The sequence below is a fragment of the Allobosea lathyri genome, from assembly GCF_900108245.1.
In the GTDB taxonomy this organism is placed as follows: domain Bacteria; phylum Pseudomonadota; class Alphaproteobacteria; order Rhizobiales; family Beijerinckiaceae; genus Allobosea; species Allobosea lathyri.
In genome coordinates this window covers 1-13,855 of the sequence record NZ_FNUY01000011.1, presented here as the reverse complement: position 1 = coordinate 13,855, position 13,855 = coordinate 1, and the positions used below count along the sequence as shown (strand labels likewise).

The following is a 13,855-nucleotide window of genomic DNA, read 5'->3' as shown; positions in this document are numbered from 1 at the left end:
GTCATGCTCGGGCTCGACCCGAGCATCTCTGAAACCAGAGTCTTCTTGTCCGGAGATTCCCGAATCTTCGCTTCGCTGAGCCCGAGAATGACGGGAAGGGCACGGCGCCCCCTCATCCGCCCCTGCCGGGGCACCTTCTCCCGCGAGGGGAGAAGGGAAGCGGGTGTTGCGGGATAAGCGCGCCACCTTATCCCCGCGCGCCAAACCCATGCCTATTCTCCCCCCGCTTCACCCGACCAAGGGGGCTGTCGCGAGGCATCGTGCGGCCGGGTGGAGTTGCGGGTTTCGGGAGGTTGCGCCGTTGCGGGCGTTGCCTTCCGGAGGCGCCGGCGGCCGCCATCATCAGGTGACCCAGGCTGAATGGTCTCAAGGGAATGTGATCATAAAGCGCCGCCGGAGGCCAAAGACACCCGCGCGCGGGACGAGGCGGCGGCCTGTGACGCTGCTTCGACACGACATTCGACATCGACATCGGCACGCAGCCGTCGACTGCGACGCCACCTCGTCCCGCGCATCCCCTCTTTCGGATACGCCACAACAAGCGGAAACCCTCGCGGCGGCATGGCCGGCGAGGCTTTCTGCGCGCGCAGCGGCTTCTCTTCTCCCCTCGCGGGAGAAGGTGCCCGAAGGGCGGATGAGGGGGCGCCGCGAGCTTTCCAGCTACTCCGGTTCAACCCTCGACCACGAGGGCGCAGCGCCCCCTCATCGGTCAGCAGAGAAGGGCAGAACAGCCTCGGCTCAGCCCTGAACGGCGCCTGGGTCCATCCACATCAGCTCCCAGACATGGCCGTCGAGGTCCTGGAAGCCGTGGCCATACATGAAGCCGTGATCCTGCGGCGCGTTATAGGTCGTGCCACCCGCCGCCACGGCCGTCTTCACCATGGCGTCGACGGCTTCGCGGCTGTCGCGGGAGAGGCAGGTCAGCACCTCAACGCTCTTGCTCGTATCGGCGATCGGCTTCGGCGAGAAGCTCAGGAACTTCTCATGCGTCAGCAGCATCGCGAAGATCGTGTCGCTGATCACCATGCAGGTCGCGGTTTCGTCGGTGAACTGCGGATTGAACGAGAAGCCGAGCGCCTTGAAGAAGGTCACCGACCTGTCGAGGTCCTTCACGGGCAGGTTGACGAAGATCATCTGGGGCATGGTGTGTCCTTTGCTGGGGGGAGGGCAGTGCCGAGGGGCTGGTGAACGGAAAATATCTCAGAACAGGGCCTGAAGCTGCTGCCGCAGCGGGGCAGGATCGCCGCCGGGCAGCAACGCGTCGACAGCCTCATGCGTGCGCCGCCAGATCGGCACGGCGCTGGCGAGAAGTGCCGATCCCTCCGCGGTGAGGCTGAGCAGCCGGCTGCGTCTGTCCTTGGGGTCGCGCGCCACGCTGAGCAGGCCGCGACGCTCCAGCGGCTTCAGCGCGGCGGTCAATGTCGTGCGGTCCATGGCGAGCAGATGGGCCACCGGCCCGAGGCTCGGCGGCTGCGGGCGGTTCAGCGACATCAGCAGCGAGAACTGGCCGTTGGTGAGGCCAAGCGGCCGCAGGGCCTCATCGAAACGCCGCGCCAGCGCGCGCGCCGCCCGCTGCACATGCAGGCACAGGCAATGGTCGCGAACATGCAGCGTGGTCTCGAAAGGCACTGCCTCAAGAGCATGGTCGACGGTGATTGCGACAACTTTTGACATGATGTTTTTATGTTGATATCAACTTAATATGTCAAGTGCCGTGTGAAGCACGTACCGTTTCAACAAGTACTGGAAAGGGAGAGAGATCATGCAGCATCATCCGGTCGTCTCGCGTGAGGAATGGCTGACCGCGCGCAAGGCCCTGCTGGCTCGCGAGAAGGAGGCGACACATCTGCGCGACAGGCTGAACGCCGAGCGTCTGGCGCTGCCCTGGGTCAGGGTCGACAAGGACTATGTCTTCGATACGCTGGCCGGAAAGCGGACGCTGGCCGATCTGTTCGAGGGCCGCAGCCAGCTCATGGTCTATCATTTCATGCTGGGGCCCGATTGGGCTGCCGGCTGCCCGAGCTGCTCCTTTGTCGCCGATCATCTCGAGGGCGCACTGGTGCATCTCAATCACCACGACGTGACGCTGACCGCGATCTCGCGCGCACCGCTCGACAAGATCGAGGCCTACAAGCGCCGCATGGGCTGGAGCTTTCCCTGGGCCTCCTCCTTCGCCAACAGCTTCAACCAGGATTTTCATGTCTCCTTCAGCAAGGAGGAGCTGGCGGGCGACAAGGTGCTCTACAATTTCCAGCCGATCCCCACGTCGGAGGCCTTCGACGAATTGCCGGGCCTGAGCGCTTTCAGCCGCAACGAAGCTGGCGAGGTGTTTCACACCTACTCGACCTATGCGCGCGGGCTGGAGGAACTCGTCGGGACCTTCTCGATCCTCGATCGCGCCCCCAAGGGCCGCAATGAGGGCACGATCATGGATTTCGTGCGCCGCCATGACGAATATGAGGACGCGCCCAAGGCCCATGCCTGCTGCGCCTGAGCCTTCCCTGCTGCGCCTGAGCGTCTGGAGAACTGTCGGATGCGGGCTCAGGCCCGCGCCACGCTCGCCCGCTTCACGATTGCAGCCAGTTCGGGCGACGGGTCGAGCGTGCCGAAGACATAGCCCCAATCGGCATCGAGACGGGAGCGGCAGAAAGTTTCGAACACCGTGGCGTCGGCATGCTCCAGCAGCTCCGACGCCTGCAGCGCATAGGCCATCATATTGGCGAGCCGCCGGCCGTGCCCGTCATCGTTGCGGGGTTTCGCCACCTCCGTGCCGAGCCGGTCGAGCCAGCGGTCGAGCGCGCGGTTGGCTCCGCGCGCGGCCCCGACCTCGGCCATGAAGGCCTCCTTGGTCCGGGGATCGCGGTTGAAGCTCCTGAGCACATCCATGCACATCATGTTCGAGGTCCCCTCCCAGATCGCGTTCAGCGGCGCCTCGCGATAGAGCCGGGCCATCGGGTTTTCCTCGATGAAGCCGTTGCCGCCATGGCATTCGAGCGCCTCCACCACGAAGGCCGCCGCGCGCTTGCAGTTCCAGAACTTCGCCAGCGGCGTCGCGACGCGCGCGACATGGCGTTCCTGCTCCGAGGTCTCCATCGCGTCCGTGGCGGCGGCGACGCGAAACGCCATCAGCGTCGAGGCCTCGGAGTCGATCGCGAGATCGGCCAGGATGTTGGTCATCATCGGCTGCTCGGCGAGCGACAAGCCGAAACCCCGGCGCGATTGCGTGTGGTTGAGCGCTAATGTCAGCGCCTGCCGCATCAGCCCGGCCGAGCCGATGGCGAAATCGAGCCGGGTGAGATGGGCATGTGAGAGGATTTCCTTGATCCCCGCGCCCTCCTCGCCGACGAGCCATCCCAGGCATTCGCGGAACTCGACTTCGCAGGAGGCATTGGAGCGGTTGCCGGCCTTGTTCTTGAGACGCTGGATCTGCAGCCGGTTGCGGCTGCCATCTGGCAGGAAACCCGGCGCAAACAGGCAGGACACGCCGGTCTCGGTTTGGGCCAGCGTGAAGAACCCGTCCGATTGCGGCACCGAGAAGAACCATTTGTGCCCGGTGATCAGATAGACGCGCCCCTCCGGCGTATCCTCCAGGTAGCGCGCCGTCGTCTGGGTCTGGCGCAGGTCGGAGCCGCCCTGCTTTTCCGTCATCGCATAGCCGATCGTGGCGCCCGTCTTCTGCGACACCGGTAGCGGGCGCCGGTCATAGAGCCCGCTGGTGATCCTCTCGCGCCAGAGCGCGAATTCCGGCTGGGCCAGCCCGGGGAAGGCGGCATAGGTCATGCCGGTCGGGCAGGCCGTGCCCTGCTCGATCTGGTTCCAGACATAGGAGAGCACGCCGCGCGCGGCATGGCCGTTGGGTTGGGCCGTCGTCCAGGCCAGGGAGGGAACCCCATGCTTGAAAGCGAGCGCCATCAGCTCGTGCCAGGCAGGATGGAATTCGACCCAATCGATGCGATTGCCGAAGCGGTCATGCGTCTTGAGTTCGGGCGAAAAGATATTCGCAAGCCGGGCCAGTTCCTGCGTCGCCTCGTCCCCGGCATGGGCGCCGAGCGCAGCGGCCTGCTCCGCCACCCAGGGAGCCAGCCGGGCGACGACGCCCTGCAGCACGGCATCGTCGGAAAAGGCGTTCCAGCCGACGGCCAGGCGGGCCTGATTGAGGACCTGGTGGGTGGGTTGAGCCAGAGAATGCATCGGCCATGGCCTTTCGCGTCATGGTCGGCCTTGTGCCGACCATCCACGTCTTGCGACGCGGATACCAGGAGATTTGGACGAAGGAAGACGTGGATGCCCGGGACAAGCCCGAGCATGACGGTGCGGACTATTCGGCGGCTTCGCGCGGCGTTGGCATTGGCAGCGCTGGCACCTCGCAGCCCGTGACGCAGCAGCGCCCTGGCTGTTTCGACACCCGCGTTCCATCCGCCAGCACGCCGCGATCGAGCAGGGTTTCGACCAGCGCGACCTTCTCCATCACCGGATAATTCCGCCAGATCTCGCGCTTCATCGCCTCGGGCGAGCCGCCGCCATGCAGCGAGATCACCGAATACCAGCCGGCCTCCTTCGAGACGGTCAGGTCCTCGATGAAGCGCGCGACCTCGGCCCGCTGCTCGTAGGGAATGTCCGGCCGCCCCGTCAGCACGGCGGAAAGCGAGGCGGCGGTTTCGGGATTGTGGTCCTCGTCGGGGCCGGGCAGCGCCACGATCAGACCTCCGGAGACGTAGTGAGCGATGCGATGCATGTCGTAGATCTTGGTAGCGAGCAGCAGCTTGCCGATATTGGCGAAAATTGTATCGGGCATCACCGATCCCGCCGGATCCTTCTGGCAATAGACGGAGGCCGCGACACCGCAGGCGAAAAAGCTCTCGGTGATCGTGATCAGCTCGACCATCTGCTCGCGGACATGGCCGTGCCGCTCGATATCGAGCCCATTGGCCTCGATCATCAACGCGCCCGCGCCGATCAGCAGGTCGCCGAAGCCGGCCCGCGCGCCGATGCAGGAATGGCGGTGATGCGTGGCGTAGCTCGTGGTCAGGAAGCCGCCTTCCTCGGTCTCGCCGGCGAGGAACACCCGCTCCCAGGGAACGAAGACATCGTCGAACATCACGACGCCGGTCGACTGGCCGTATTTCGCCGAGAATTTCGCTGCGGGATCGCCGGGACGCCCGGCGGGCCGCGCGACGATGGTCACGCCTTCCGCATCGCAGGGCACGGCGCAGCAGACGGCGAAGTCCTCGTCGCCGGCCACATGGGTGCGGCAGGGCATCACCAGGAATTCGTGCATATAGGGCGCGCCGGTCACGATCGCCTTGGTGCCGCGAATGACGATGCCCCCCGCCCTGCGCTCCCTGATATGGACGTAGGCGTCGCGATTTTCCTGCGCGCCCGGCCGCTTCGAGCGGTCGCCCTTGGCATCGGTCATGGCGACGCCGAGCGTCAGGTCCCGGTCCTGAACCTCGTGCAGATAGGCACGGAAGCGCTGCGCGTAATCCGTGCCATGCGCAGCATCCGTTCGCGCGGTCGCCTGCCAGAGCCCGTTCAGGGCGTCATGGGTGAGGTAGCGCTGGGCGCAGCCGGAGATCTTGCAGACCAGCCTGACCGCCTCGAGCTTGGCGAGCAGATCGCTCGAACTCTCGTTGATGTGCAGCATGCGGTTGACGGTCTTGCCTGACGAACCCTGCCGCGCCGTCATGATCGGCGTATAGGCGGCATCATGGGCGAGATCGTAGGTCACGCCGACCGCGTTGATGCCGGGCGCCAGAAGCGGCTCGTCGGCGACGCTCTCGACCTGCCGGCCATTGACGAAGACGCGCGGGCGGTAGGACCGCAGCGACTCCCGATATCCTGCCGCATCCATAAGCATGGCGTTCTCTCCCGGCACGGCGTTCCCGTGAATTTTGCTATTGCTGATAAAATTGAACGCCGTTAGATTTTTCGTCAACCGAATTCTGGAATGCGTCGAGGATGCCCGTGACCGAGGCGATGCGAGGCCGCCGCAAGCGCGCCGTGACCGGTCTCAAGCGCGGCCTGATCCTCGATGCTGCCCGCGCGGTCTTCGAGCGCGACGGGCTCGACGGCGCGTCGTTGCGGGCGATCGCGGCCGAGGCCGGCTACACTCCGGCGGCGCTCTATTTCCACTTCGACTCCAAGGAGGCGCTCTATGCCGAAGTGCTGGGCCAGTCGCTCGACGCGCTGAAGGCCTCCGTCGATGCAGGTGTTACGGGGGCTGCGTCCCCGGCCGGGCGTTTCGCAGCCGCTGCGCTCGCCTTCTTCGATTTCTACGCCACCCATCCGCGCGATCTCGATCTCGGCTTCTATCTGTTTCGCGGCGGCATGCGGCCGCACGGGCTGGGCCGCGATCGCGACAAGGCGCTGAACGAAGCGCTGGAGGCGGCGCTCTGGCCGATCCTCGAGGCCGCCGAGGCGATGGGCGCCGACGAGGCGACGGCCCGGCTGCTGATGGCGGACACTTTCGCCCATGCCGTGGGTGTGCTCCTGATGATGCATACGCAGCGCATCCGCATGTTCGGGCTGGCGCCGCGTGCACTGATGGAGCGCTATGTCGAGACCGAGTTGATGAAATTGACGTCGCCGGATGGGCGCGGGAACCCTCTCCTGGAGGGAAAGGGCAGGGTGAGGGGTAGGCCGTTGGACACAGAAGCCAAGACCTCACCGCCGTCTCGCCTGAGAGGCCTTTTGAAAATCGAGCCCTCATCCTGAGGAGCCGCAAAGCGGCGTCTCGAAGGATGCTCCAGCTGGTTCCGGAGCCTCCTGAAACATCCTTCGAGACGCCATTCCCCGGAAAATGGCTCCTCAGGATGAGGGCTGAAAGGCAGCAAGCGGTCACTGAATGCTCGATTGAAGCTGATGAGCCTATACTAACGCCTTCTCCTCACAGGACGGGGTAAACCCCCGCGACCGATATTGGAGCATGGAAGCTGGATGAGCCTTTTGAACGCAAAGACCGCGACCCTCGTGATCGTCGATTTCCAGTCGAGGCTGATGCCGGCGATCCATGACGGCACGCGCATGGTCGAGAACGCTAAGCGGCTGGTCGATGCCGCGAAACTGCTTGCCGTACCGGTCCTGATGACCGAGCAGAATCCGGCGGGCCTGGGCGGCACCGTGCCCGAGCTGGCCGATGCAGGCCCCGTTATCACGAAGATGAGCTTCGATTCCTGCGCGGAACCCGCCTTTCTGGAGGCGCTGGCCGGCGATGGCGAACTCGTGCTCTGCGGCTGCGAGGCCCATGTCTGCGTCGGCCAGACCGTGTTGAGCCTGCTCGAACACAAGCGCCGCGTCGTCGTCGTGCAGGATGCGATCGGCTCGCGCGCGCCCGAATCCAAGGAGGTCGCGCTCAGGCGGATGGAACGGCACGGCGCCGAGATCGTCACGACCGAAATGGTGGTGTTCGAATGGCTGCGGACTGCGGCGCATCCGCAGTTCCGGCCGGTATCGAAGCTGATCCGCTAGAGAATGCGACCGGGACCATCACGATGACAACGCCTGCGATCTGGTATTTCGACATCATCTCGCCCTTCGCCCATATCGCGCTGGCGCGGCTGGAGGCGATCAGGGCCAGGCGCGCCGTGCTGCTCCGGCCGATCGTGTTCGGGGCGGTCCTGAAACATTGGGGCCAGCTCGGCCCTGCCGAGATCGCGCCCAAGCGCGTCCACACCTACAGGCTGGCGACACATGCGGCGGCAGCCCTCGGCGTACCCTTCCGCTTTCCGCCGTCGCATCCCTTCAACCCGCTCGCCATGCTGCGCCTGCTGACCGCGCTGGAGGGCAACCCCACCGCCGTGCGCGAGGCCTTTCATCTGGTCTGGGGCGAGGGCCACGACGCCAACGACCCGCAAGTGCTGGCCCGAGTCGCCGCAGCCGCAGGCGATCCCGCCGCGCTGGATCGCATCGGCGAGCAGGCGGTCAAGGACCGGCTCCGCAATGCCACGGAGGAGGCGGTCGCTGCCGGCATCTTCGGCGTGCCGAGCCTGCTGATCGACGGCGAGATCTTCTGGGGTGTCGACGCCATGGCGATGGCGGGGGACTATCTCGCCGCGCCCGCCGCATTCCTCAGCGGCGAGATCGCCCGCGTCTCCGATTTGCCGGTCGGGCTGGAGCGCGCCCGTTCGTGAGGCTCAGAGCGGCTTCTTGATCCATTTCGCGATGACGCCGACGATCCCCTCACGGAAGAGCAGGACGCAGATCACGAAGATCACGCCCTGGACGACCGTGACCCAGGCACCGAGGCTGGCGAGATAGTTCTGCATGGAGACGATGACGAGCGCGCCGACGATCGGACCGAACACGGTGCCGAGACCTCCGACCAGCGTCATCAGCACGACTTCGCCCGACATCGACCAGTAGACATCGGTCAGCGAAGCCAGCTGGAAGACGATCGCCTTGGTCGCGCCGGCCAGCCCCGCCAGCGTCGCCGACAGCACGAAGACCGTGAGCTTGTACTGGTTGGCGCGGTAGCCGAGCGAGATCGCGCGCGGCTCGTTGTCCCGGATCGCCTTGCAGACCTGTCCGAAGGGCGAGTGGATGATGCGGTAGATCGCCAGCAGCCCGGCCATGAAGATGATCGCGACCACCCAATAGAGCGTGCGGTCGTCGGCGAGGTTGATCAGCCCGAACAGCTTGCCGCGCGGCACCGCCTGGATGCCGTCCTCGCCGCCGGTGAATCTTGGCGTCTGCAGCGAGAAGAAGAACACCATCTGCGCCAGAGCCAGCGTGATCATGGCGAAATAGATGCCTTGTCGCCGGATCGCGAGCGCGCCGAACAGAGCGCCCAGCAGGGCGGCGACGCAGGTGCCGAGCAGGATCGCCAATTCCGGCGTCAGGCCCCAGTTCTTGGCGGTGTAGGCGCTGACATAGCTCGCCATGCCGAAATAGGCGGCGTGGCCGAAGGAGAGCAGGCCGCCATAGCCAAGCAGAAGATTGAAGGCGAGCGCGAACAGCGCGAAGCACAGCACCTTCATCACGAAGACCGGGTAGGCGATGAAGGGGGCGACCGCGAGCGCGATGGCGATCCCGATGAAGATCATCCGGTGCAGGCGCGCCGTGCCATGATCGATCTCGATCACGGCCAGACCGGCGGCAGGCGCATCGGTGGAGGCAACGTTTGCCATGTCAGGTCCTTACAGCTGCGTCGGGGTGCCGGACTTGCGGCCACCAACGCTCTTCCGTCATTGCGAGGAGCGCAGCGACGAAGCAATCGAGGGGGACGTCGAGCGAGCCTTCTGGATTGCTTCGCTGCGCTCGCAATGACGGGAGAGCGGTCACGTCGTGCGCCCGAACAGGCCGGCCGGCTTCACCAGCAGCACCAGCACCATGATGATGAAGATCACGGTCGCGGCCGCTTCCGGATAGAACACCTTGGTCAGGCCCTCGATCAATCCGAGCCCGAAGCCGGTGATGATCGCGCCCAGGATCGAACCCATGCCGCCGATGACGACGACGGCGAAGACGACGATGATCAGGTCGGCGCCCATATTGGGGTTGACCGAATAGATCGGCGCGGCGAGCACGCCGGCAAAGGCGGCGAGCGCGACGCCGAAGCCGTATGTCAGCGTGACTAGCAGGGGCACGTTGATGCCGAAGGCCTGGGTCAGCGTCGGATTCTCGGTCGCGGCGCGCAGATAGGCGCCGAGCCGCGTCTTCTCGATCAGGAACCATGTCGCCAGGCAGACCACGAGCGAGGCGGCGATCACCCAGGCGCGATAGTTCGGCAGGAACATGAAGCCGAGATTCTGGCCGCCGGTGAGTTGCGGCGGGATCTGGTAGGGCAGGCCCGACGAGCCATATTGATTGCGAAACAGGCCCTGGATGATCAGGGCGAGGCCGAAGGTCAAAAGCAGCCCGTAGAGATGGTCGAGATTGGCCAGCCTCGCGATCAGCACCCGTTCGATGATCACGCCGAACACGCCGACGATCAGCGGGGCCAGCAACAGCGCGGCCCAGTAATTGATCCCGAAATAGTTCAGGCACATCCAGGCGACGAAGGCGCCCATCATATACTGCGCGCCATGGGCGAAGTTGATGATGTTGAGCAGCCCGAAGATCACCGCCAGCCCCAGGCTGAGGATGGCATAGAACGAGCCGTTGATCAGGCCGAGCAGGACCTGGCCGAACAAGGCTTGCGGGGGAATTCCGAGAAGCTCGAACATGCGTGGCTCAGATCGCTCTTGATTGGATAAGCAGTGAAAGTCTCGCCGTCATCCTGGCCGTAGCGAAGCGGAGTGCCGGGATCCATCGGAGAGCTCGGAGCTTTACGATGGATCCCGGGACGACCTTCGGTCGCCCAGGATGACGGCGCGCCTTATCGGTAGCCAGGGCTTGCCCGCCCTTACTTCTTGACGAGCGGGCACTCGCTCTCGGAGAGCGGGCGGAAGGCCTGTTCGGCGGGCAGCACCGCGATCTGCTTGTAATAGTCCCAGGGCGCCTTCGACTCCGAGGGCTTCTTGACCTCGAACAGATACACATCATGCATCTTGCGGCCATCGGCACGCACCGTACCCTTGCCGAACAGCGGATCGTCGGTCGGCAGCTCCTTCATCTTGGCGACCACGGTCGCACTGTCCTTGCTCTTCGCCGCCTCGACCGCCTTGAGGTAATGCAGCATGCCCGAATAGACGCCGGCCTGGACCATGCTCGGCTTCTTGCCGCCATTGGCCTTGGCGAAACGCTCGGAGAAGGCGCGGGTGCCGTCATTGCTGTCCCAGTAGAAGGACTCCGTCAGGACGAGGCCCTGTGCCGTCTGCAGACCGAGCGCGTGCACGTCGGTGATGAAGACCAGCAGCCCGGCGAGCTTCTGCCCGCCCGCGACGATGCCGAATTCGCCGGCCTGCTTGATCGAGTTGATCGTGTCGCCGCCGGCATTGGCGAGACCGATGACCTTGGCCTTGGAGGCCTGCGCCTGCAGCAGGAAGGACGAGAAGTCGGTGCCGGGGAAGGGCGTGCGGACGGCGCCGAGCACCTTGCCGCCATTCTTGACCACCACCGCCGAGGCATCGCGCTCCAGCGCATGGCCGAAGGCATAGTCCGCGGTCAGGAAATACCAGCTGTCGCCGCCGGCCTTGACCATCGCGCCGCCGGTGCCCTGGGCGAGCGCATAGGTGTCGTAGGTCCAGTGGATCGTGTTGGGCGTGCAGGCCTTTCCGGTCAGGTCGGAAGCGGCTGCGCCCGAATTGATGTGGACCTTGTTCTTGTCCTTGGTGATCTGGCTGACGGCCAGCGCGACCGAGGAGGTGGGGACGTCGAGGATCAAGTCGACGCCGTCCTGATCGTACCAGGTCCGGGCGATGGTCGAGCCGACATCGGGCTTGTTCTGGTGGTCGGCCGAGACGATCTCGACCTTGATGCCCTTCTCGGCGGCCTTGAAGTCTTCGACGGCCATTTTCGCGGCGATGACCGAGCCTTCGCCGGAGAGGTCGGCATAGAGGCCGGACCGGTCGTTGAGGACGCCGGCCTTGATGGAGATCTGCTGGGCAAGCACCGGGCTCGACATCAGCGCCGCAAAGGCGGTTGTGGTCAGAAGCGTCTTGAATGTCATCATGTCTCTCCCTGGAATGAATGTCGGTTTCGACGTTGTTCTTGTTTTTGAAGCTCTGGGTCGTGATCGCTGTCCCGGATCGGGAGCTTCAGACCCCGAGATAGGAATGCAGCTTGTCGATGTTTTGATCGAGCTCCTGGTTCGGGATCATGTCGATCACCTTGCCCTGCTCGACGACATAGTGCCGGTCGGCGACGGTGGCGGCGAAGCGGAAGTTCTGCTCGACCAGGATGATGGTGAAACCCTCGCGCTTCAGCTTCGAGATCGTGCGGCCGATCTGCTCGATGATGACCGGCGCCAGACCCTCGGTGGGTTCGTCCAGCAGCAGCAGATTGGCGCCCGTGCGCAGGATGCGGCCGATCGCCAGCATCTGCTGCTCGCCGCCCGAAAGCTTGGTGCCCTGGCTCTTCAGCCGCTCCTTCAGATTGGGAAAGAGCTCGAAGATCTGCTCCAGCGAGAGCCCGCCCGGCTTCACCTGCGGCGGTAGCATCAGGTTTTCTTCGACGTTCAGGCTGGCATAGATGCCGCGCTCCTCCGGCACGAAGCCGATGCCGAGACGGGCGATGGCGCGCGAGGGCAATGCGATCGTCTCCTTGCCCTCCAGCTTGATCGAGCCCTTGCGCTTGCCCATGATGCCGATGATCGACTTCAGGGTGGTCGTCTTGCCGGCGCCGTTGCGGCCGAGCAGCGTCACCACCTCGCCGGGCGCGACGTCGAAATCGATGCCATGCAGCACATGGGATTCGCCGTACCAGGCCTCGAGCCCGCGCACGGAGAGCAATGGTGCGGCTGCGGTCGCGGAGGTCGGTTTCATAGTCGTCTCAGTGAGCATGATCGCCTCCCGAGCCGATATAGGCCTCGATCACGCGCGCATCCTTCGAGACGCTGGCATAATCGCCCTCCGCCAGAACCTGCCCGCGCGCCAGCACGGTGATGCGGTCAGAGAGCGAGGCGACGACGGAGAGATTGTGCTCGACCATCAGGATGGTGCGGTTGACCGAGACCTTGCGGATCAACGCCTCGATGCGCTCGACATCCTCGCGTCCCATCCCGGCCATCGGCTCGTCGAGCAGCATCATCTCAGGGTCGAGCGCCAGCGTGGTCGCGATTTCCAGCGCGCGCTTGCGGCCATAGGAAAGCTCGACGGCCGGCAGCTCGACGAAAGCCGACAGGCCGACGGCCTCGACCAGGCGACGGGCCTCCTCGTCGAGCGGCTTCAGCGCGGCTTCCGAGCGCCAGAAGTCGAACGAATCGCCGCGCTTGCGCTGCAATGCGATGCGCACATTGGTGAGGACGCTGAGCTGCGGAAAGACCGCAGAGATCTGGAAGGAGCGGACAAGCCCGAGCCGAGCGATCTCGGCAGGCTTTTCGCGGGTGATGTCGCGGCCGTTATAGACGATGGCGCCCTTGCTCGGCGCAAGAAATTTAGTCAGCAAATTGAAGAAGGTCGTCTTTCCCGCGCCGTTGGGGCCGATCAACGCATGGATCGACCCGCGCTTGACCTTCAGATCAACGCCGTTCACGGCCGTGAAGCCGCCAAAGTCTTTTGTCAGTCCCGAGGTAGATAGAATAATATCCTCAGGCATGCTGCATGCCGCGTATCATTGTCTTGTTCTTTCTTGTTTTTACCGCTTCCCCTTGCATGGCATGCTGCACCGCGCTCATGGCATGAGTCAACGCCGCGGCGACGCAAACGGCCTTTTGAAACCGGTCTCATCCCTTCGTCGTAGATGCTTCCCGCCTCATGCGAACGAATGACGCGGTGCGGCGCGGCGCGGCGCATCCTGCCGGCAAGGCGTATTGTTGTTAAATGTCTTGCTGATCTTCGCCTATCGCTACCCCCGGGAGCAGCCGCCGTCGGCCGGTTCCTGGGTAGCGCGATCATGGGGTGGCATTGGCGGGATTGGCTTTCGCCGGCGCTGATATCCTGCTTGGCTCAGAACCGCGCCGTCATCCTGGGCGACCGCAGGTCGTCCCGGCAACTGTGTTTCATCGTGGCTGGAAGGAGCGTTTGTCGCGCAGGACGGCGTTTGCGGTGACGAGGATTTTTCGGGCGATGGCGATGAGGGCGACCTTTGCGGGTTTTCCGGCGGCAGTCATGGTTTTGTAGAGGGTCGCGAAGCGCGAGCGGGAGCGGATGGTTGCGACGGCGGCCATGTAGAGGGCCTGTCGCAGGCGCGGTCTGCCCCCGGCAATGGCGCGCTTGCCGCGGAAGGCGCCGCTGTCGCGGTTGAGCGGCGCGAGGCCCGCCAGAGCGGCGATGGTCTTGGGCGAACGCTGGCCGAGCTCGGGCATGAGCGCGAGCAG

14 protein-coding genes are annotated in these 13,855 nt (G+C 64.8%); 4 read left to right on the top strand and 10 right to left on the bottom strand.

Going from position 1 to position 13,855, the window contains the following annotated elements:
• Positions 1-738: 738 nt before the first annotated feature.
• The gene (locus C4S73_RS21915) at positions 739-1,143 is read right to left on the bottom strand and encodes a VOC family protein (protein ID WP_103874696.1); all 405 of its coding nucleotides are present in this window, start codon (positions 1,141-1,143) and stop codon (positions 739-741) included.
• Between the two features lie 57 nt (positions 1,144-1,200).
• On the bottom strand, positions 1,201-1,674 hold the full coding sequence (locus C4S73_RS21910) for a MarR family winged helix-turn-helix transcriptional regulator (protein WP_103874694.1): 474 nt from the start codon (positions 1,672-1,674) through the stop codon (positions 1,201-1,203).
• Positions 1,675-1,762: 88 nt separating this feature from the next.
• Here C4S73_RS21910 and C4S73_RS21905 point away from each other — a divergent pair, with 88 nt between their 5' ends.
• Positions 1,763-2,494: a DUF899 domain-containing protein gene (locus C4S73_RS21905; RefSeq protein ID WP_103874692.1), complete on the top strand. Its 732-nt coding sequence runs from the start codon at positions 1,763-1,765 to the stop codon at positions 2,492-2,494.
• Positions 2,495-2,541: 47 nt separating this feature from the next.
• Here the strand turns inward: C4S73_RS21905 and C4S73_RS21900 are convergent, their stop codons facing one another.
• Positions 2,542-4,191, bottom strand: coding sequence for an acyl-CoA dehydrogenase family protein (locus tag C4S73_RS21900; RefSeq protein WP_103874690.1), 1,650 nt, complete (start codon positions 4,189-4,191; stop codon positions 2,542-2,544).
• A gap of 127 nt (positions 4,192-4,318) precedes the next feature.
• Positions 4,319-5,857 (bottom strand): 4-hydroxyphenylacetate 3-hydroxylase family protein, encoded by a 1,539-nt coding sequence (locus tag C4S73_RS21895; RefSeq protein WP_103874689.1) that lies wholly within the window; start codon positions 5,855-5,857, stop codon positions 4,319-4,321.
• 101 nt (positions 5,858-5,958) lie between these two features.
• On the opposite strand from C4S73_RS21895, the gene C4S73_RS21890 reads away from it, so the two are divergent.
• The 3 genes from C4S73_RS21890 to C4S73_RS21880 all read left to right on the top strand — a co-directional run bounded on the left by C4S73_RS21890 (position 5,959) and on the right by C4S73_RS21880 (position 8,129).
• The gene (locus C4S73_RS21890) at positions 5,959-6,714 is read left to right on the top strand and encodes a TetR/AcrR family transcriptional regulator (RefSeq protein ID WP_244595723.1); all 756 of its coding nucleotides are present in this window, start codon (positions 5,959-5,961) and stop codon (positions 6,712-6,714) included.
• Positions 6,715-6,936: 222 nt separating this feature from the next.
• Entirely contained in the window at positions 6,937-7,467 is a 531-nt protein-coding gene (locus C4S73_RS21885) for a hydrolase (protein WP_103874687.1), read from the top strand.
• 23 nt (positions 7,468-7,490) lie between these two features.
• Positions 7,491-8,129, top strand: coding sequence for a 2-hydroxychromene-2-carboxylate isomerase (locus C4S73_RS21880; protein WP_160115874.1), 639 nt, complete (start codon positions 7,491-7,493; stop codon positions 8,127-8,129).
• A gap of 3 nt (positions 8,130-8,132) precedes the next feature.
• Here the strand turns inward: C4S73_RS21880 and C4S73_RS21875 are convergent, their stop codons facing one another.
• From C4S73_RS21875 to C4S73_RS21850, 6 genes are all read right to left on the bottom strand, one after another.
• Complete coding sequence (locus tag C4S73_RS21875; RefSeq protein WP_103874684.1) at positions 8,133-9,125, bottom strand: branched-chain amino acid ABC transporter permease; 993 nt, start codon at positions 9,123-9,125, stop codon at positions 8,133-8,135.
• A gap of 150 nt (positions 9,126-9,275) precedes the next feature.
• On the bottom strand, positions 9,276-10,163 hold the full coding sequence (locus C4S73_RS21870; protein ID WP_103874683.1) for a branched-chain amino acid ABC transporter permease: 888 nt from the start codon (positions 10,161-10,163) through the stop codon (positions 9,276-9,278).
• Positions 10,164-10,342: 179 nt separating this feature from the next.
• The gene (locus tag C4S73_RS21865; protein ID WP_425290364.1) at positions 10,343-11,548 is read right to left on the bottom strand and encodes an ABC transporter substrate-binding protein; all 1,206 of its coding nucleotides are present in this window, start codon (positions 11,546-11,548) and stop codon (positions 10,343-10,345) included.
• Between the two features lie 88 nt (positions 11,549-11,636).
• Positions 11,637-12,362: an ABC transporter ATP-binding protein gene (locus C4S73_RS21860; protein ID WP_244595722.1), complete on the bottom strand. Its 726-nt coding sequence runs from the start codon at positions 12,360-12,362 to the stop codon at positions 11,637-11,639.
• 7 nt (positions 12,363-12,369) lie between these two features.
• Entirely contained in the window at positions 12,370-13,134 is a 765-nt protein-coding gene (locus tag C4S73_RS21855) for an ABC transporter ATP-binding protein (protein WP_103874679.1), read from the bottom strand.
• 403 nt (positions 13,135-13,537) lie between these two features.
• Positions 13,538-13,855, bottom strand: a 318-nt coding sequence (locus C4S73_RS21850; protein WP_146071295.1) for a transposase, incomplete at its 5' end; no start/stop codon positions are given.

What these genes read in the sequence shown, in the direction of transcription:
- C4S73_RS21915 (WP_103874696.1), bottom strand. Translation starts at nt 1,143, where the DNA reads ATGCCCCAGATGATCTTCGTCAACCTGCCCGTGAAGGACCTCGACAGG.
- C4S73_RS21910 (WP_103874694.1), bottom strand. Translation starts at nt 1,674, where the DNA reads ATGTCAAAAGTTGTCGCAATCACCGTCGACCATGCTCTTGAGGCAGTG.
- C4S73_RS21905 (WP_103874692.1), top strand. Translation starts at nt 1,763, where the DNA reads ATGCAGCATCATCCGGTCGTCTCGCGTGAGGAATGGCTGACCGCGCGC.
- C4S73_RS21900 (WP_103874690.1), bottom strand. Translation starts at nt 4,191, where the DNA reads ATGCATTCTCTGGCTCAACCCACCCACCAGGTCCTCAATCAGGCCCGC.
- C4S73_RS21895 (WP_103874689.1), bottom strand. Translation starts at nt 5,857, where the DNA reads ATGCTTATGGATGCGGCAGGATATCGGGAGTCGCTGCGGTCCTACCGC.
- C4S73_RS21890 (WP_244595723.1), top strand. Translation starts at nt 5,959, where the DNA reads ATGCCCGTGACCGAGGCGATGCGAGGCCGCCGCAAGCGCGCCGTGACC.
- C4S73_RS21885 (WP_103874687.1), top strand. Translation starts at nt 6,937, where the DNA reads ATGAGCCTTTTGAACGCAAAGACCGCGACCCTCGTGATCGTCGATTTC.
- C4S73_RS21880 (WP_160115874.1), top strand. Translation starts at nt 7,491, where the DNA reads ATGACAACGCCTGCGATCTGGTATTTCGACATCATCTCGCCCTTCGCC.
- C4S73_RS21875 (WP_103874684.1), bottom strand. Translation starts at nt 9,125, where the DNA reads ATGGCAAACGTTGCCTCCACCGATGCGCCTGCCGCCGGTCTGGCCGTG.
- C4S73_RS21870 (WP_103874683.1), bottom strand. Translation starts at nt 10,163, where the DNA reads ATGTTCGAGCTTCTCGGAATTCCCCCGCAAGCCTTGTTCGGCCAGGTC.
- C4S73_RS21865 (WP_425290364.1), bottom strand. Translation starts at nt 11,548, where the DNA reads ATGACATTCAAGACGCTTCTGACCACAACCGCCTTTGCGGCGCTGATG.
- C4S73_RS21860 (WP_244595722.1), bottom strand. Translation starts at nt 12,362, where the DNA reads ATGAAACCGACCTCCGCGACCGCAGCCGCACCATTGCTCTCCGTGCGC.
- C4S73_RS21855 (WP_103874679.1), bottom strand. Translation starts at nt 13,134, where the DNA reads ATGCCTGAGGATATTATTCTATCTACCTCGGGACTGACAAAAGACTTT.